Here is an 18,441-nt window from a genome sequence, read left to right as displayed (position 1 = left end):
TTTAGGCTTAATTTTTTATGCAACTTGATGGTTACTGTTTGAAATGGAATAACATAGTGATTGTTTTTAGAAAAATTGACAAAAATATTCCTGGTAAGGAAAACCCTTTTCCTCAGTATTCTTCTTGGGAGGGGCTAAAGTTTTTTATGGATTTTCATCGTAATGTAATGCCGAATCAAATTATTGAATTTTTTGAGGATTATGATTCGAATGATAAAATTCCTTTTTACTTTTTTGCTAAACCTAAAAGATCTTTCGACATTTCTGGGGGAGATAAAATTCCTCTTAAGAACTTAAAAAAATTAGAAAAATTAACAGAACTTGAAATAAAACTTATAAACAATGAAATAATAAGTACAGAGGACATAATTTCTCTAGGCGTGTTATCTACCAAAGATTTAGGTCAAAATAACTGTTTTTCGAACTCAGATAGTGGCCAATTTTCGCAAGATTCTAGTACTTCTAATTCTTTAGGATCTATTTCATCAGCTCAATTTGCTGTATCCACTATTGACTCGAGTAATGCGAAAAGCAGATCAAAATTATTTACTAACGAATCAAACAATCATTTAGAAAGAAGAATTAAAAAAATTTATACAAATACATCTAAACATACAAAAGATGCTGTATTGTCAGAAAATGATCTGTTTTTAGATGATATTGCAAAAAATAGAATAAAACCAGCGATCAGTTTTCCAAAATGTGTTCGAGTTGCAAATATAACAGAAGCAGAAATGTTGGTTTTAAAAAGCAGTGGTCAAAAAAGTCCAATGATTTTAGGGAATAAAGTTAAGTAAAGAATAATTTAATCTAGAATATATTTAATTTAAAAACTTAAATATATTCTACTTTATCAATTTCTAAATTAACCAAACCTGCGGGAGTTTGTACATCCACAGCGTCGCCTTCCTCTTTGCCGATGAGTGCACGGGCAATGGGGGAGGCGACTGATATTTTCGAATGTTTGATATCAGCTTCATCTTCACCGACTATTTGATAGGTAACCTCTTCATCATTCTTGGTATTAAGTAAATGTATGGTAGAGCCAAAAATGACTTTGCCATGATTATGTATTTTGGTGACGTCAATCACTTGTGCACTGGCTAATTTATTTTCGATTTCAGTGATACGACCTTCGATAAAGCCTTGCATTTCTTTCGCGGCATGGTATTCGGCGTTTTCTTTGAGATCTCCATGCGCACGCGCTTCAGCAATAGCGGCAATGACTTGCGGCCGTTTCAAGGTTTTTAATTGTTGGAGTTCTTCCTTTAAATGTTCAGCACCGCTGATAGTCATAGGAACTTTTTTCATGATTTCTCTCTAGCTTGCTTATTAGATCTTTCTTCAGTATCCATACTGAATCATTGATATACTTTTCGCACTTGTATTTTTGACTGCGTTACCGTTCAATTCGCAATCCTCTGTATCTATAAATACACTCCGGTTCATCATTATCATGACGCTTTGTCAAAAATTTAACTGCTGTGAGCATGTGACCGATCATACCTTTTTTTATCCAATTTTTCGAGTTTCAGTTTTGCTTACTGAAAAATTTCCTGACACTTTCAAACCATAAACGGGCTTTAGGGTAGTGATTACCGTTTTGTAATTCTTTTTCAAGTGCAATGACTAATTCTTTTTGTGCTTTGTTCAGATTAACCGGGGTTTCTACAAAAACACGACAAAGAAGATCGCCTGTTGCGCCAGGGCGTCCAGGAACTCCCTTGCCCCGTAAACGTAATATTTTTCCGCTTTGGGTTTCAGGTGGTATATGTAAGTTTACCACACCGGTTAAAGTGGGAATTTGTATATCGCCACCTAATATCGCAAGCGTTAAGTTAATAGGAACATCGCAATACAAGTGATTACCTTCACGTTTAAATAAAGGATGTGGTTTTAGATGAATTTGTACATAGAGATCACCAGCAGCTGCGCCACGACTACCGGCTTCACCTTCACCGGCTAAACGAATGCGATTGCCTTCATCTATACCAGCTGGAATTTTCACGGATAAAGTCTTAGTTTCTTGAATTTGACCTTGACCACGACACTCTGGACAAGGATCACTAATAATACGACCTTCACCGTGACATTCAGGACAGGTTTGTTGAATGGTGAAAAAACCTTGCTGAATGCGAACTTGTCCTTGACCTTCACAGGTTTTGCAAATAATGGGTTTGGTACCTTTACGTGCACCCGTTCCTTGGCAGCTTTTACAGCTTACAAGACGTGGAATACGAATTTGAACGGTCGTACCGTGAATCGCGGATTCTAGATCCAATTCTAAGGTATAACGTAAGTCGGCGCCGCGTTGGGCACGCTGACTTTGTTGTGAACCGCCACGGTTACCAAAAATATTACCGAAGACATCACCGATGTCACCAAAAACATCATTAAAGTTAAATCCATGTGCTCCTTGTGCGCCACCCATGCCGGCAGCATCTACTCCAGCATGACCAAATTGATTATAAGCGGCACGCTTATTAGGGTCTGATAAAACTTCGTAGGCTTCACTGATTTCTTTGAATTTTTCTTCAGCATCTTTTGCTGATTTACCTTCAGCAGAATGATGTTTATCGGGATGATATTTCATCGCTAACTTACGATAGGCTTTTTTTAGCTCGTTCTCATCTGCGTTGCGTGACACACCCAGTGTTTCGTAATAATCAGTTTTTTTTGCCATAAATAGAGAACCAAAGATAGAAAATCCCCTGCGAGTAAATTACATAACAAGGGATTTTGAGTTTTTAATTGTTAATGGATATAGATGTTACGATCTAGTTACTAGCTGCAGTCTCCAGCCAGTAACTAGAAGGCAAATGCTTATTCTTTGTCCTTATCGTTATCTTTTTTGTCCTTGTCTTTATCTTTCACTTCTTCGAATACCGCATCAACAACGTCGTCTTTGTTGTCTTTAGCACTTTCCTGAGCAGTTTCCGTTTGACTTCCGGCATCGGTCGCTCCAGTCTCTGCTTGTGCATAAAGACGATCAGACATTTTGCCAGAGATCTCGGTAAGCTCTTTAAGCTTAGATTCGATGTTTTCTTTATCAGTGCCTTTCAGCGCTTCTTTTAATGTATTTATAGAGTTTTCTAATTGAGCTTTTTCGTCTGCACTGATTTTATCGCCGGCATCAGATAATGCTTTGCTCGTGGTATGGATTAGGCTGTCTGCGTCATTTCGAACTTTGATAAGTTCGTGGAATTTGCGGTCTTCATCCGCATGTACTTCCGCGTCTTTAATTTTTTGCTGAATTTCTTCTTCAGATAAACCACCTGCGGATTGGATAACAATCTTTTGTTCTTTGCCAGTCTTTTTATCCTGAGCAGACACATTAATAATACCATTCGCATCAATATCAAAGGTAACTTCGATCTGAGGCGTACCACGTGGAGCAGGTGGAATATCAGCGAGATCAAAACGACCTAACGTTTTATTCGCCGAAGCTATTTCCCGCTCTCCTTGCAGTACATGAATGGTGACTGCGGGTTGATTACTTTCTGCAGTTGAAAATATTTGACTTTTCTTCGTTGGAATAGTGGTGTTTCTTTCAATGAGCTTAGTCATTACTCCACCTAGAGTTTCTATTCCTAGTGAAAGTGGGGTTACATCTAATAATAAGACATCTTTGACATCGCCGGCTAATACACCACCTTGAATAGCAGCACCGATAGCGACTGCTTCATCCGGGTTAACGTCGTGACGAGCATCTTTTCCAAAATAAGCTTTAACGACTTCTTGTACTTTCGGCATACGCGTTTGTCCGCCGACCAAGATAACTTGTGATATTTTGTCGAGAGAAATCTTGGCATCTTTAACGGCTTTTTTGCAAGGTTCAATGGTGCGTGTAATCAAATCTTCTACCAGTGACTCAAGTTTGGCACGAGTTAATTTGATCTGTAGATGTTTAGGACCATTGCTGTCAGCCGTAATATAAGGGAGATTGATGTCGGTTTCTTGGGCTGAAGAAAGTTCAATTTTCGCTTTTTCAGCGGCTTCTTTTAAACGCTGTAACGCGAGCGGATCGTTATGCAAATCAATACCTTGATCCTTTTTAAATTCATCGGCTAAATAATTGATGATACGTAAGTCGAAATCTTCACCACCGAGAAAGGTATCACCATTGGTAGCCAACACTTCGAATTGATGTTCACCATCGATTTCAGCGATTTCAATAATAGAAATATCGAAAGTACCACCACCTAAGTCATAGACAGCTACTGTGGAATCGCCACGTTTTTTGTCGAGTCCATAAGCAAGCGCTGCAGCAGTGGGTTCGTTGATAATCCGTTTAACTTCAAGTCCTGCAATGCGTCCTGCATCTTTAGTTGCTTGACGTTGTGAATCGTTAAAATAGGCGGGTACAGTAATAACTGCTTCTTTTATTTCATATCCTAAATAAGCTTCAGCGTCTCTTTTTAATTTCATTAAAATTTGCGCAGAAACTTCCTGAGGCGATAATTTTTTACCGCTGACTTCTACCCAAGCATCTCCATTTTTAGCAGGAATGATTTTATAGGGTACCATCTTGATATCTTTTTGTACCGCATCATCTTCGTATTTTCGACCTATTAAACGTTTTACTGCATAAATGGTTTCTGCAGGCTTAGTGACAGACTGACGTTTTGCCACTTCACCTACTTTAATCTCATTATGATCAAAACTAACAATAGAGGGAGTCGTTCGCCGTCCTTCCTTGTTGTCGATTACTTTTGGTTTGCCGCCTTCCATGATGGCCATACACGAGTTTGTAGTACCCAAATCAATGCCGATTATAGTGTTTCTTGGTTGCGCACTTGCCATAAATTTCTCCGCGTTAAGTAGCTCATTCTTTACTGGTATCAATAGAGTTGAAAATGATTGGTTGATTGAAAATTAACAACTCCTACTAAAATTGGGTTAGGAAGTTTAATTTTCAAGATACAGGATCATGAAGTTTTCTCTTTAGCTTTCGCGACGACGACCAAAGCAGGCCGCATCAGTCTTTCATGAAGTAAATAACCTTTTTGAAGTACCCTGATAATTGTATTCGGAGCTAACTCATCACTTTCTTCAGCGAGCATTGCTTCATGAAAATGCGAATCGAAAGCTTGACCTGCAGGCTCTATTGATTTTACGCCGTTTTTTTCTAATAGGCTTTGTAGTTGTTTAAGCGTGAGTTGGATCCCTGATAAAGCAGCATCCTGTTCTTCAGCTTTAGCGTGTGCGAGAGCCGTTTCTAAACTATCTTTTACTGGCAGTAATTCTTTGATAAATTTTTCTAATGAAAATTTGTAGGCATTTTCAATGTCGCGTTTAGTGCGGCGTTGAATATTGTCCATTTCTGCCAGTTGGTAAATTTTTTGCTCCTCAAGCTTAATTAACTGGCTTTTAGAGTCATTAAGTTGATTTTCCGTCGCCATTAACTGAGCTTTTAGGGCTTCGTAAGAAGGGTGGGTTAATTGATTCTCCTGATTGGGTTTTTCTTTTTCTGCGGAAGTTGCTTTTTCCTCATTCGGAGACTTAGAAGTATCTTGCTTTGCTGCAATATTGAGCTTTTCCCAAGTGGATTTTTTAGATGTATCTTTTTCAGTCATTTCTGACAGGCTCCCATTTTTTTAAAGAAAGAGATAACTACTCTATATTAGAATAGAGGCACATGCATAAATAATGGAGACTCGAATGCTTGGATTCAAGAGTTTGGGCTCTTGTGGGATAAAAATTTTAATCCGGTCTAATATACTAGTATTCCAGTTGACTACCTGAGTAGTTTCGACCAGGATATCGCCAATCATTAAAAATGTATGAACAAAGTTATGAGCAAAATTTTTACAACCATCGGTTTGATCGGCAGACAAGGAATGAAGGATGTCAGTGATACACTCTTCGCTGTATTAGATTATTTGCAATCCCATCAATATAAAGTTTTGGTGGAAGAAGAAACTGCACGTAGTTTTAAAAATCGCCAATTTATTTCATGTAAACGTGATGAATTAGCACAAAAAGTTGATTTGCTGATTGTAGTAGGAGGAGATGGGAGTCTTATCAATGCAGCACATAGTGCCGTAAAACATAATACACCGGTGTTGGGCGTCAATCGCGGTCGTCTCGGCTTTCTTACCGATATTCATCCCCAAGATTTAGAAAAAAAGATAGGTGAAGTATTAAACGGCAATTACCAAGAGGAAAATCGTTTTTTATTAAATGCCACGATAGCCAAGCAATTAGATAAACAACAAGCGGGTATTGCTTTAAACGAAGTCGTGCTAATGCCTGGTAATGTGGCGCGGATGATCGAGTTTTCTATTATGATTGATGAGCAATTTGTTTGTGCTCAGCAAGCGGATGGTTTAATAGTGGCAACACCGACCGGATCAACAGCTTATGCCTTATCTGGTGGCGGACCGATTTTATACCCACAACTTGACGCTATTGTCCTTGTCCCCATGTTTCCACATACGCTAAGCGCAAGGCCGATTGTTGTCTCGTCAAATAGTCGTATTGTAATTCATGTTGATACGCACAGTACCGCTGCACCTTGGTTAAGTTGCGATGGTCAAGAGAGAATTTCAGTACCGATCGGTGCTAACATTAGCATTCAAAAGAATGCTAATGCACTAAAATTAATTCATCCTTTAGATTATAATTATTTTGAAACATTACGCACCAAGTTACATTGGCATAAACATAATCATACTAAATAAATAAAAATTTTTTAATAAATATCGATTAATCTAAATCAATCAGTGAAAATAAAGAAGGAATATCGACAGAAGTTTTTTGCATCGAAATTATTGGTAACTCACTTAAATAAGTTAATTTGAAATATTTTTTTGCCGCTAATGAAGTTAAGTGTACATTGTCAGGATAGCGAAGTAATAACGGAAACAAGACAGATTTATCTATAATAGCCCGCCTTACTGGAGGTTCAGGTTTTAACGCCCAAATATTTTGATAAGTCATGGGCACTAAAGTGTGTGTTGGTTTGTAATTATAATTTCCCACATATAGGAATACATGGCCGCCTATGTAAACGATAGTTAGGAATGGCCGCCCTTGTTTTTTTAGATAGGCTACTCTTTGTTCAACACTATTCGCAGACAAATCAATCGTTTTCCCCGCGGCTGCTTGATCTGATGAATGACTTGGCAACCAAACTCCAAAGGGGGTAAAAAGATTTTTTAACTCTATTGCACAGTTATTATAGAAATAAAGTCCACCCCAACCGTAGGGACGATCGATGAGTGTGCGCATAATAGACGCAAAATGATGTTGAGTAGCTTGGAAAGGCATAATAACCGCATCATGATTAGAGACGATCACTTTTTTTATAATGGCATGGCCATTACTATCCGTCATAGGAAATAATAATCTTAGCGCGTTCGGTAAAATAGCAGACGTTGGCAATACAGTACCTACATAAGCGGTTAATAAAAATCGGTTATTGGTTGCATCATTAAGCTAGTTTCTGTATGCGTTATTGCAGCAAATTTTTTTTTGGCTGCTGTTACCCAGGTATTAGTAAATGTATCATCGACTTTAGCAATCCCATTACTTTTAACCCAGCCGATTACGCCGGGACTGAGAATCAAATACCAAGCCTGATCTCGCGTACTGGCGATGATATATACAGGTGTCCCTGCCCAAAGAGAAGTTATTTGTAAATTATCGAATGGATAACCTTATACCAAATTATTTGGATAAATACAGTAATTAATTTATTCTCAATGCTTGAGTGCTTTCTCCATAAGTTCTGATTAAATAAAGTTATGTCGCTAAACCAATTTTTGGTATTCTATTGCAATTAAAAAATAATAATAGGATTAAATTTATGCCTTTAGCTCCACCTGAATATGACAGTCAAGTCAATGAGCTTACTGTTTTTCCTGATCTAAAAACAGCACAGAATTGGTTGATAAACCACCAACTTGATACCAGTGGGACATCCATTTTAGTCCCTTTTAAAGATGGAAATGATAAAGTACATTTTTTAAAACCAAGCAACCCTAATACCTTCTCAGACCCAAAAAAAACTTCTCATGATGAGGAAAACAAAAATATTCGGATTATGGGGGCGGCGAATAATAAACATATACATGGTTTTTTCAGAAATATTCAAGCAGCACTTACTGCTAAACGTGTTCCGCATCTGAATGAGTTAGAAGGCGATATTATTAATCTCGATGATCATGGTTTTATTATTATTTACGAAAAAGGAGAAAAAAAAGCCGGACATGATTTCTTTAATCTTTTTGAGGAGGAGAAGAAAGATTTAATTGAAGAGATTAGAAAAGCACAAACCAATGAGGCGCCACGCATTAATCAAGCGAAATTCTTAGAAAAGCTTTCTATATTGGCCATAGATTTGGAAATAAAAGGAGGGATGTGTTATTTCTTTTGTACAGATAAACGTGGTAATCAACATGTTTATCGAGATTGTTTTAAACAAGATGCAAATAGTATAAAACTTGAGAATTATTTAAAAGAAGAAACAAAATGGCATGAGTCTAGATGGGTTAAAGTAAAAGAACGCAAATGGCAGAACCATCATATTAAGCGATTTTTTATAGATTGTTTTAAATCATGGGATTTTGCTTTGTTCTCTGCTTTTGGAGCAGGGATGGTATTTTGGATTTTTCTCATTCCACTGCTAGGGTTGAATATTGCTGCAGCCATAGCAGGCGGAGTAGCACTTGTAACATTTTTAACGATTAATACTATCGACTTTTTTAAAGCAGACAAAAACAATGCCACTACCATAGAATGGAGTGATCCAGAATTTGAAGAAAACTCTGAAGCTACTTTTTTTTCGCGAATAAAACAAAAGGTTAATAGTCTTTTTAATAGAAAATCAAACGAAACAGAAGCTTTGTCTATTGAGAATAGCGAGAGGGAAGGATCTATGACTCCAATTGGAATATTTACTACTATAGTTTCTTCAACTAGTTTTATTCCTGCGCGCAATTCTGCTTCTATGAGCTCCTCTACAAGTGCACTGGTAAATTCGAGTTTAAGTTTATTTACATTCCGGAAAGAGAATGAGCTTATTAAAGATAATTGCTTGGAAAGCAGTTCGCCATCTTTAATAAACTAATGTTATTAATTAGTGTTATCTGATTTCTCGATGTAATAGTGCTAAAAACATTTTGTTAAGTTAGTATATCCCAAGAAAATAACAAGGAAGTTTATGTTGCTGAGTCGATTAGACAATCAAAAAGGCACGCGGAAAATATTAGTTGATTTGCTTTTTAAAAAAGGCTATTGCCTATGTATTCCAGATCCAAAATTGATTAAGTCACATTTCAAACAGGTTCACTCTAGCTGGATACAAAAATTTTTGTTAAGTAAAAATGCGCTTGAACTTTCCATAATCCCGATGTTCATGTTTATTTTTATAAAAAATAAAAGTTTAACTGCCGATCAAAGTAAACGTTTACTTGAATTAATACAGGTATTATTGTCACAAGCTGAATTCGATACCATCGAAGCGATATTCTTTGATAATAACTTCAAGCAAATGGGTTGGGTTTATTATATGTTAGGGGAGCTAATTAAATTTACATTAGATGATTTTGCCATCTCTGATAAAAATGGCAAAAGAATTATGGCAATGGCAGCAAGCATACAGCTGTTTTTGGATAAGGCCAGTATTCTTACCTTAAGCAAATTAACTTTAAATACCGAAAATACTGGATTTAATATTCTTCACAAATTGTTATATCTGATTGCTTACGAAAGCTTGCATTCCAACCAAATTATTTATTTGAGTACTATTTGTAAAAAAATACTTGATAAAACCACCAATTTTGGTTTAGAAACATTAATTTTCCAGACACAACGGAATGGATATAGTTTTATCTGGTGTGCCATTGGTACATGGTTACAGATAGTGTTTGAGCGTGAAAATTCAAATCAATTTAAAATCAAACATTATACCCATTTACTCAATACTATAGTAGAAAAAATAAATGATGAAAAATTATCCCCCATACTGTTTGAAAAAGAGAGAAAAGGGTACATTATAGTTTTACGTTTTATTTTTTTTAAAAGCTTTAGATTTAGTCTATTGCATCGAGATTTAAGAAAATCTTTCCGTTTTTTTAAGCAATGGTGTAATAAAATATTTTCTACACTTTCTTTTCATCAAATAGAATTAATATTAGAAACTTTACCATTAGTATTAAACAATGACTTGACTCTTTCTATTTCAGATAAGCGTCGATTACAACAACATTTTTTTAATTATTTGTTTGAGTTTTGCAAATTACAGGCTCAGGACATTGCTAGATTAAAAGATTTACAAGAACAACTTGAAGATCGATTTTTTCCTAGTAACAAAATAATAAAATTCTTTAAGCAGGTTAGAGTGCGGTGTCGTTTTTTTAATCATACTAATTTACGTGGTTCAATAAATAGTGCGGACGAAATTTCCCTTGAGGAAAGCAGTGAACTGCTGAGACCTGAATATGCTAGACTTAATGCCAACTATTCGACAATGAATAGGTAAGAGGAATCTAATTATGCGTAAGCAATATATCATTGGCAATTGGAAGATGCATGGAAGTAAAACTTCTGTTGCTGAATTATTAAATAAAATTGTGGATTATGAACAAAAAGAACAATCAAATGTAAATATAGTTGTATGCCCGTCTTACGTTTTTCTTAATCAAACCCAGATGTTATTAAACAAAACTAAGTTACAATGGGGCGGTCAAAATATGGCTGCTGAACCCGAAGGTCCCTACACAGGAGAGATATCGGCATCGATGTTATCTGAATTTGGTTGTCAATATGTATTGTTAGGTCATTCAGAACGGCGCCAATTATATGGGGAGACAGATACACAAATCGCAAAGAAATTTAGCTTAGCCATAAGAACGGGTCTTACTCCAATCGTTTGTGTAGGTGAGACCTTAGTTGAGCGTCAAGCAAATCAAACCTATGCTGTATTGCAAACGCAATTAGAAAAAATTGTGGATTACGGGAGTGATGTTTTAAAACAAGCTATTATCGCTTACGAGCCCGTTTGGGCGATTGGCACAGGGTTGTCTGCTCAACCTCAGCAAGCCCAGGAGGTACATCAATTTTTACGTGAACAACTTAATTTTTTGGGTTCGGATCTTGCGCAAGAATTACCTATCCTGTATGGTGGCAGCGTTAAAGCTAGCAATGCTGAAGCTTTGTTTAAAATGCCAGATATTGACGGTGGATTGATCGGCGGCGCTTCGTTAGATGCTATTGAGTTTTTGCGCATTTATGAAATACTTGCTTCAACAACAGGCCATAAAGTTTAATTTTTTGTATTTTTATATAATATGCTACAACAGTTTTTAGTTTTAATGCACGTTATTATTTCGATAGCATTGATTGCTTTGGTTCTAATACAACAAGGTAAAGGTGCCGAATTAGGTGCGACTTTTGGAAGCGCTGCTTCACAGACAGTCTTTGGCAGTCAAGGATCAGGTTCTTTTTTACTTAAATTAACCGGTTTACTCGCATTATTATTTTTTGTTACTAGCCTTAGTTTAGGATATTTAGCGGGACATACCACTAGACAGGATCCCATTCAAAATTTAGCCAACATGGCCCTGCAATCATCATCCATAGTTAATAAAACTAATAATACAGAGAAAAATTTATCTTTAAACAAAAATACGGGAAAAGCAAATATCGATCATCAACAATCCTATCCTTTACCGTCTGAATTTTCTTAATATGTTCGTATTATTGCCGAAATGGTGGAATTGGTAGACACGCCGTCTTGAGGGGGCGGTGGCGCAAGCTGTGCCGGTTCGAGTCCGGCTTTCGGCACCAACTGTTTTAAAAATTAAATACACTAATACCCATCGTAACTTTTTTCTGCTGTTTTATTTTTATTTAGAAACGTTTATTCTTTTTTTTCAGGCAATACAGATGAATGATGGGATGAAATCAGCCATTTGTGTCCATCCCATCGATACGTAAATGTATAACGGGCGTGAACTTTTTTTCCATCTTTCAATGTAAATGTGTATAAGCCTGTATCAATAGCTTTATTACATCCGATTTTTATTGTGCGTGAATCAATTTTACCGACTGGGTGTTTTGTTAAAAAATTTTTAAAATAGTCAATCCGTTCTGCACTATTCACTCTGGGTTTGTTGGATATGGTTGCCAATAATATGGCATTATCCGAATAATTAGCATTAACTTTAACTGGGTTTCTGGTTTTAAGAGAGTTGTTCCAGCGATCGAATAGTGCGGCAATCTCTTGGGGGTTAGTTTTAACACAAGCTATATGTCGGCTTGAGCTCAGAGCCATGATGGCAGAAGCTGCTAATAAGCTGCTTAATAAAACGACTGTAATAATACATTTCTTTTGCATTAGGAAAATCCTTAAGAAAAAAAGTTAAACTTAGTATTAATAGTAGGCTAGTTATTTGATCTCTGCAATTATACTCTTCTCATTTGAATTTTTGTCTGTGTTGGTGCTCTATCCCTCATTTATATTTTAATTCACTGCGCTTGCTCAATTTTCGCAGCTTACCAAAAACCCTATTGCTTTGAGTATACTTTAACTATCTCTAAGTAATTCATTAATTGCCACTTTAGCCCGGGTGCGATCATCAATTTGTTTGATAATAATGGCGCAATTAAGATGACAATGCCCCGTTTTAGAAGGCAGACTTCCAGCGAGCACAACTGAACCTTTAGGAACCCGACCGTAAATAATTTCTTCCGTTTTACGATTATAAATTGGCGTGTTACTTCCTATGAACACACCCATACCAATGACACTATTTTCTTCAATCACGACACCTTCTACGATTTCAGAACGCGCACCAATAAAACAATGATCTTCAATAATAGTTGGTTTGGCTTGTAATGGTTCTAATACTCCACCAATGCCTACGCCGCCTGATAAATGCACATGTTTACCAATCTGTGCACAGGAACCTACAGTTGCCCAAGTATCTATCATGCTACCTTCATCAATGTAAGCACCTATGTTAACGAATGAAGGCATGAGAATAGTATTTTTACCAATATAGGACCCATGACGGACACAGGCATTAGGTACGACGCGAAGACCTTGTTGTTGAAATTGCTGTTTATCAAAATGAGAGAATTTAAGCGGAATTTTATCGAAGTAATGTGTATAACCCGCATTAAATAATTCATTCTGATTGATACGAAAAGATAGTAAAATAGCTTCTTTTACCCAGGTATGGACTAACCATTGATCATGTTGTTTTTCAGCGACTCGTAGGTTACCTTTATCGAGTCGCTGAATAACTTCTAGAATTGCTGATTTACTTGCATCGTCAATCGTTTCAGCATTAATTTTATTTATATTTTGATATGCTTTTTCGATAATCGTTTTTAATGGCGTCATAGATGAGAGACCCTTTGAATTTAAATAAAATAATTATTCGCTTGCAGTAACTGTTTCGGTTTTATCTTCTGTTTCATTAATTTTATCAGCACTTGATTTGGAATAATAAATCAAAGTATAGACTACCGGCAAAATAAATAAGGTAAAAAGTGTACCGATAGACATTCCCCCTAAGATAACCCAACCCAATTGATTGCGTGCATGGGCGCCTGGACCATTCACCATTACCAATGGAACGGCCGCCAATAACATAGTTGTTGTGGTCATGAAAATAGGACGTAAACGTAATGCAGAGGCTTCGATGACAGCTTGTTGCACAGAAACATGTCGATGTTTTTGTAATTGTCTGGCAAATTCTACAATTAAAATGCCATGCTTAGTAATGAGTCCAATTAGAGTAATTAATCCGATTTGCGTATAAATATTTAAACTTCCACCTGCACAATGCAGTGCAAATAAAGCTCCAGTTAACGATAAGGGTACGGCAATTAGTATAATAAAAGGTGCACGAAAGCTTTCAAATTGAGCAGCCAGGATTAGAAAAATAAATAACAATGCAAACAAAAAAGCTTGCTGCATACTATTTCCCGCTTGAAAAAATTGACGTGTTTCTCCTGAAAAATCAATTTGGACATTTTGAGGAAGAATTTTATCCGCCATTTGTGTTAAATACGCGACAGCCTGACCGATGGTATAACCTGGAGCAAGATTAGCACTAAAAGTAACGGAACGTAATTGTTGAAAATGATTAAGGCTTAAGGCGGTAAATGAATTTTTTATATTGACGAAATTAGCTAAAGGAATCAGTTGGTTATTTTGTCCACGTACATTAATGAGTTTTAGTTGTTGATCGGTACTCATATAATTTCTATATAATTGTGGGATTACCTGATAACTACGACCATCCCAGTTTACAAGGCTTGCTTGTGGTGTACCAATAAGTATATTTAAACTATTTGCTATGTCACTCATAGCGATACCTAATGAATTGGCTTTGTCTCTATCAATATTGAGTTGGATTTGATCAGCATCCATTTTGAGATCGGATTGTAGACCCAAAATACGCGGATTATTCTTTGTAATGGCTAACTGTAATTTATTGCTTAATTGATTCAAGGTGTCATAGCTATCGGTACTCTTAAGAACAAACATCAAAGGAGCATGGCCGGTTGCGCCAGGCAAGGAGTGGGGACTAAATGAAAATGCTTCTAGACCCGTGATTCCCCAAAGACGCTTAAATAAAGTGTGAATAATATCGGCGCTAGATTTATTTCGCTCTTGCCAAGGTTTTAAGATTAAAAAAGTGAGCGCGTTATTAGCGATAGGATTTCCTATTAAGGTAATAAAAGTATCTATCTCGGGCATGGATTTATAGATAGATTGAATTTTAGCCATATACTTTTCCATATAAGCTAGATTAGTAGACGTAGGTCCAGTTGCAGCGGTTATGATGAACCCTTGATCTTCTTGCGGAGCTAACTCGCTAGGTAAGGTTTTAAATAATCCGAAACAAACAAAATAAATTATTACACCCATACCTAACATTATTTTTCGATGCGTTATTGCCAAAAGTAAATATTTTTTATAAGCAGCTATCATGACATTAAAAAAATGATCGACTTTTAGACTAAAACGAGAGGCTTGCAGCTCATGTTTCAAAAGTTTAGCGCACATCATCGGTGAAAGTATTAAAGCAATGAAGCCTGAGATAATCACTGCTGAGGCTAAAGTGAACGCAAATTCACGAAATAATAAACCGCTCATGTCGTTGATAAAGCCGATAGGTGCATAAACAGCGGCTAAGGTTAATGTCATAGCAACGATAGCAAACCCAATTTCCTTAGTGCCGATAATGGCTGCATTTTCCGGTGTTTTTCCTAAACTGATATGACGATGAATATTTTCTAATACAACGATTGCATCATCTACGACTAAGCCAATACCCAAAACCCAGGCTAAGAAAGTTAACACATTGAGTGAGTAACCTAGAATTAACATAACGGTGCAGACGCCCATTAATGATAAAGGAATAGTGACTAAAGGAATTAAACCCGCACGAAAATTAGCAAGAAATAAAAAAATGATGGCAAATACAAATAAACATGCTTCAAAAATAGTTTGTTTGACATCATGTAAAGATGCAGCAATAAATTTTGAAGAATTCCATACCAAATGAATTTTTATATCGGTTGGAGCTGCTTTTTCTAAATCAGGTAATAGTGCTAAGACTGCTTTGGAAACATCTAAAGGATTAGCTGTACTAAGGGGTATGATACCCATAATGACTGATTGTTTATTTCCATTAATAGTAGCGCTAGTTTCATCGGACTCAACACCAAGAACAGCTTGTCCCACATCGGACAAACGCACTAAATAATTATTTTGTTTCCGAATAACTAAATTATTTAATTCTGCTACGGTATGTATATCCGTGTTGGTATTGATATTAATGATTTGATTCGGTGTAATCAGTGATCCAGAGGCTGATTGAATATTATTTTGTTGCAGGGCCGTCATAATGTCGCTAGCAGTGATTTGATGAGCAGCCATTTTTATTGGATCAAGCCAGATTCGCAGCGCATAGTTATTATCACCAAATATTTGTGCTTGGCTAACTCCAGGAATAGTTTGTAATCGCGGTTGGATCACTCGAACCAGGTAGTCAGTAATTGCAGGAAGACTTAATGTATTACTAGTAAATGAAATGAAAAGTGTTGGATCGGCATCTGGATCTTTGGTATTAATAACCGGGTCTAATACTGCTTTAGGTAATTGCTTGCGTACTGAAGCAATCGCATTACTGACATTTGTCATAGCTTTAGTCAGATCATAACCAAGCTTAAATTGTAAGGTGATTTGACTAGTACTTTGTTTGCTAGAAGAATGCATAATATCTATCCCTTCGATACCGCCTAAAGCATTTTCTAAAGGGGTAGTAACAAAGCTTTCCATTAATTGTGCAGGTGCACCAGGATAAGTGGTTTGTATGTTTATGACAGAAGGGGATATGGAAGGATATAAACGTACGGGTAACGATAAAAAAGCTTTAACACCGACCAGCAAAATGAACAAACTTAAAACGATACTTAATATGGGTTTGCGGATGAACAGTTCAGTGAATTGCATGAGTTTATCTCTTAACCATTACGAGTGAATTGGCTGGTACTTTAAAACCACCGACACTAATAATTTGGTTTCCTGCATGAATACCTGAACTTAAACCTATTTCTCCATTTTGATGAAAGCGAATAATGACTGGAGTTTTAATCGCTCTTTGTTTAATGATGCGATAAACGTAATTGCCATTTTGATCATTATTGACTGCGGTTTCTGGAACGATAATTAAGGTTTCTGGAGGACCTAAATTGATGTTGATATCGACAAATGCACCAGGTAATAATTCCTTTTTTGGGTTGTTAAGGCTCGCTCGCACACTTATACTGCGCGTATCGTTATCGATGTGTGAATCTAAGGCGTAAATAGCCCCAACAAAGGTTTTATCTGGATAAGCATTCGAGTGAATAAATACCTTACTACCTAGAGTGATTTTATTGGCTGCGGTTCCAGGAATGTTAAAATCAACTCGTAATGGGTTGATAGCTTCTAAATTAACGATAGGTTTATTCGCATCGATGATATCCCCTAAGTCGACCATGCGTAGTCCTAGTTGGCCACTAAAAGGTGCACGTATGAGCGTTTGGTCGAGTGTGGCTGCAATTTGTGCTTGCTTGGCAAGATTAGCATGATAACTCGCTGCAACTTTATCTAGATCAGCTTTTGCATACACCTTTTTTTTAAAAAGAGTTAAACCACGTGCATAATCGGCTTTACTGAGTTGAGTTTCGGCCTGTGCTGCATCTAACTGAGCTTTTAAAATAGCGGGATTAAGCTGTACTAACGGATCTCCCATTTTGACGTTATTACCCGATCGGAAATAAATAGCAGTAATACGGCCAGTGGTTTCAGCTTTAATAACCACACCCTGGCTTGCCGATAAACTTCCAATAGCTTGAAATGTGTTTTGCCAGGATTGTGAGCGAGCTTCAGTCGCTTCAACTAAAGTGGGAGGGGTTAGAGTAGTGTTTTTTTTACTATCTAATACTAGACAAATTGTACTAGCAGCAATTAAGCCAAATAGAAATACATAAGCAATTAAGCGTTTTAACATATATTATTATCTTTTTTTTGACGCTTTTATTACGAAATACGTAGAATTAAAGACTATAGAGGCTTAACAACTTGAAATCAACTAAGCATTCAAGTTATGCAAAATGAAGAGACACATGGAGTTGGTATTTTTCCTAAAAACTAGATCAAATCCTGCTCTTCACTACGCTTAGTAAATACTTCATAGCCAGTTTCTGTGACAAGTAACGTATGCTCCCATTGTGCTGACAAGCTATGATCTTTGGTCACCACCGTCCATTGATCCGGCATGAGTTTAGTAAAACGTTTACCTGAATTGATCATAGGTTCAATAGTGAAAGTCATACCAGGGACTAATTGGACGCCTGTGCCGGCTTGACCATAGTGTAGTACTTGCAGATCTTCATGAAAGAGCCGACCAATACCATGACCACAATATTCACGTACTACGGAAAATCCTTCTGCTTCGGCAAACTGTTGTATACACGCACCAATATCACCCAGATAAGTACCCGGTTTGACTAGGCGTATCGCTTTGTATAAACATTCTTGCGTTATTTTGGATAAACGCTGCGCTAATATCGAAGGTTTACCCACATGAAACATTTTACTGGTATCACCGTGATAAGCGTCTTTAATAACTGTGATATCAATATTAATCAAATCACCGTCTTTTAATACTCGCTCGCTAGGAATGCCATGACAGACCTGATGATTGATAGACGTGCAAATTGATTTCGGAAAACCGCGATAATTTAAGGGCGCAGGAATCGCCTGTTGTTCATTGACGATATAATCGTGACAAATTTTATCGAGCTGATTGGTAGTGACACCCACTTTCACATGCGGCGTAATCATTTCTAAAACTTCTGCTGCGAGCCGACCAGCAATGCGCATTTTTTCAATTTCTGCAGGTGTTTTTATAATAATAGGGGACATAA

Annotated in this window: 17 protein-coding genes and 1 tRNA gene; 7 read left to right on the top strand and 11 right to left on the bottom strand. The window is 36.8% G+C overall.

Annotation, left to right across the window (positions count from 1 at the left end; all coding sequences use genetic code 11):
* The first annotated feature begins 17 nt into the window (after positions 1-17).
* Positions 18-797: a hypothetical protein gene (locus tag AACL18_RS06050; protein ID WP_339049968.1), complete on the top strand. Its 780-nt coding sequence runs from the start codon at positions 18-20 to the stop codon at positions 795-797.
* Between the two features lie 37 nt (positions 798-834).
* Here the strand turns inward: AACL18_RS06050 and greA are convergent, their stop codons facing one another.
* From greA to grpE, 4 genes are all read right to left on the bottom strand, one after another.
* Positions 835-1,311 (bottom strand): transcription elongation factor GreA, encoded by a 477-nt coding sequence (greA, locus tag AACL18_RS06045; RefSeq protein WP_339049967.1) that lies wholly within the window; start codon positions 1,309-1,311, stop codon positions 835-837.
* Positions 1,312-1,531: 220 nt separating this feature from the next.
* On the bottom strand, positions 1,532-2,683 hold the full coding sequence (gene dnaJ, locus AACL18_RS06040; RefSeq protein ID WP_339049966.1) for a molecular chaperone DnaJ: 1,152 nt from the start codon (positions 2,681-2,683) through the stop codon (positions 1,532-1,534).
* 140 nt (positions 2,684-2,823) lie between these two features.
* Positions 2,824-4,803, bottom strand: coding sequence for a molecular chaperone DnaK (gene dnaK / locus AACL18_RS06035; RefSeq protein WP_339049964.1), 1,980 nt, complete (start codon positions 4,801-4,803; stop codon positions 2,824-2,826).
* Positions 4,804-4,928: 125 nt separating this feature from the next.
* Positions 4,929-5,576 (bottom strand): nucleotide exchange factor GrpE, encoded by a 648-nt coding sequence (gene grpE, locus AACL18_RS06030; protein ID WP_339049963.1) that lies wholly within the window; start codon positions 5,574-5,576, stop codon positions 4,929-4,931.
* A gap of 207 nt (positions 5,577-5,783) precedes the next feature.
* Between grpE and AACL18_RS06025 the strand changes: the two genes are divergently transcribed.
* Entirely contained in the window at positions 5,784-6,683 is a 900-nt protein-coding gene (locus tag AACL18_RS06025) for an NAD(+) kinase (protein ID WP_339049961.1), read from the top strand.
* Positions 6,684-6,708: 25 nt separating this feature from the next.
* On the opposite strand, the gene AACL18_RS06020 is transcribed toward AACL18_RS06025, so the two are convergent.
* Positions 6,709-7,386 carry a hypothetical protein gene (locus tag AACL18_RS06020; protein WP_339049959.1) on the bottom strand — a complete coding sequence of 226 codons (678 nt, stop codon included), beginning with the start codon at positions 7,384-7,386 and terminating at the stop codon, positions 6,709-6,711.
* Positions 7,387-7,406: 20 nt separating this feature from the next.
* Positions 7,407-7,571, bottom strand: coding sequence for a hypothetical protein (locus AACL18_RS06015; protein ID WP_339049958.1), 165 nt, complete (start codon positions 7,569-7,571; stop codon positions 7,407-7,409).
* Between the two features lie 239 nt (positions 7,572-7,810).
* Between AACL18_RS06015 and AACL18_RS06010 the strand changes: the two genes are divergently transcribed.
* The 5 genes from AACL18_RS06010 (at position 7,811) to AACL18_RS05990 (ending at position 11,793) form a co-directional block, all read left to right on the top strand.
* The gene (locus tag AACL18_RS06010; RefSeq protein WP_339049957.1) at positions 7,811-9,073 is read left to right on the top strand and encodes a hypothetical protein; all 1,263 of its coding nucleotides are present in this window, start codon (positions 7,811-7,813) and stop codon (positions 9,071-9,073) included.
* A 93-nt stretch (positions 9,074-9,166) separates the two neighbouring features.
* Positions 9,167-10,486, top strand: coding sequence for a hypothetical protein (locus AACL18_RS06005; RefSeq protein WP_339049956.1), 1,320 nt, complete (start codon positions 9,167-9,169; stop codon positions 10,484-10,486).
* Between the two features lie 13 nt (positions 10,487-10,499).
* On the top strand, positions 10,500-11,273 hold the full coding sequence (tpiA, locus tag AACL18_RS06000) for a triose-phosphate isomerase (RefSeq protein WP_339049955.1): 774 nt from the start codon (positions 10,500-10,502) through the stop codon (positions 11,271-11,273).
* Between the two features lie 21 nt (positions 11,274-11,294).
* Entirely contained in the window at positions 11,295-11,693 is a 399-nt protein-coding gene (gene secG / locus AACL18_RS05995; RefSeq protein ID WP_339049953.1) for a preprotein translocase subunit SecG, read from the top strand.
* Positions 11,694-11,708: 15 nt separating this feature from the next.
* A tRNA-Leu gene (locus AACL18_RS05990) sits at positions 11,709-11,793 on the top strand.
* Positions 11,794-11,866: 73 nt separating this feature from the next.
* On the opposite strand, the gene AACL18_RS05985 is transcribed toward AACL18_RS05990, so the two are convergent.
* The 5 genes from AACL18_RS05985 to map all read right to left on the bottom strand — a co-directional run bounded on the left by AACL18_RS05985 (position 11,867) and on the right by map (position 18,439).
* Complete coding sequence (locus AACL18_RS05985; protein WP_339049952.1) at positions 11,867-12,343, bottom strand: DUF4440 domain-containing protein; 477 nt, start codon at positions 12,341-12,343, stop codon at positions 11,867-11,869.
* A gap of 189 nt (positions 12,344-12,532) precedes the next feature.
* Entirely contained in the window at positions 12,533-13,354 is an 822-nt protein-coding gene (gene dapD, locus AACL18_RS05980; protein WP_339049951.1) for a 2,3,4,5-tetrahydropyridine-2,6-dicarboxylate N-succinyltransferase, read from the bottom strand.
* 33 nt (positions 13,355-13,387) lie between these two features.
* Positions 13,388-16,480, bottom strand: a complete 3,093-nt coding sequence (locus AACL18_RS05975) for an efflux RND transporter permease subunit (RefSeq protein ID WP_339049949.1) — start codon at positions 16,478-16,480, stop codon at positions 13,388-13,390.
* A gap of 4 nt (positions 16,481-16,484) precedes the next feature.
* Entirely contained in the window at positions 16,485-17,522 is a 1,038-nt protein-coding gene (locus AACL18_RS05970) for an efflux RND transporter periplasmic adaptor subunit (RefSeq protein WP_339049948.1), read from the bottom strand.
* Between the two features lie 140 nt (positions 17,523-17,662).
* Complete coding sequence (gene map, locus AACL18_RS05965) at positions 17,663-18,439, bottom strand: type I methionyl aminopeptidase (RefSeq protein WP_339049946.1); 777 nt, start codon at positions 18,437-18,439, stop codon at positions 17,663-17,665.
* Between the last annotated feature and the right edge of the window lie 2 nt (positions 18,440-18,441).

The sequence above is a fragment of the Rickettsiella endosymbiont of Xylota segnis genome, assembly GCF_964019545.1.
Taxonomy (GTDB): Bacteria; Pseudomonadota; Gammaproteobacteria; order Diplorickettsiales; family Diplorickettsiaceae; genus Aquirickettsiella.
This window is presented reverse-complemented; position numbering and strand designations above follow the sequence as displayed.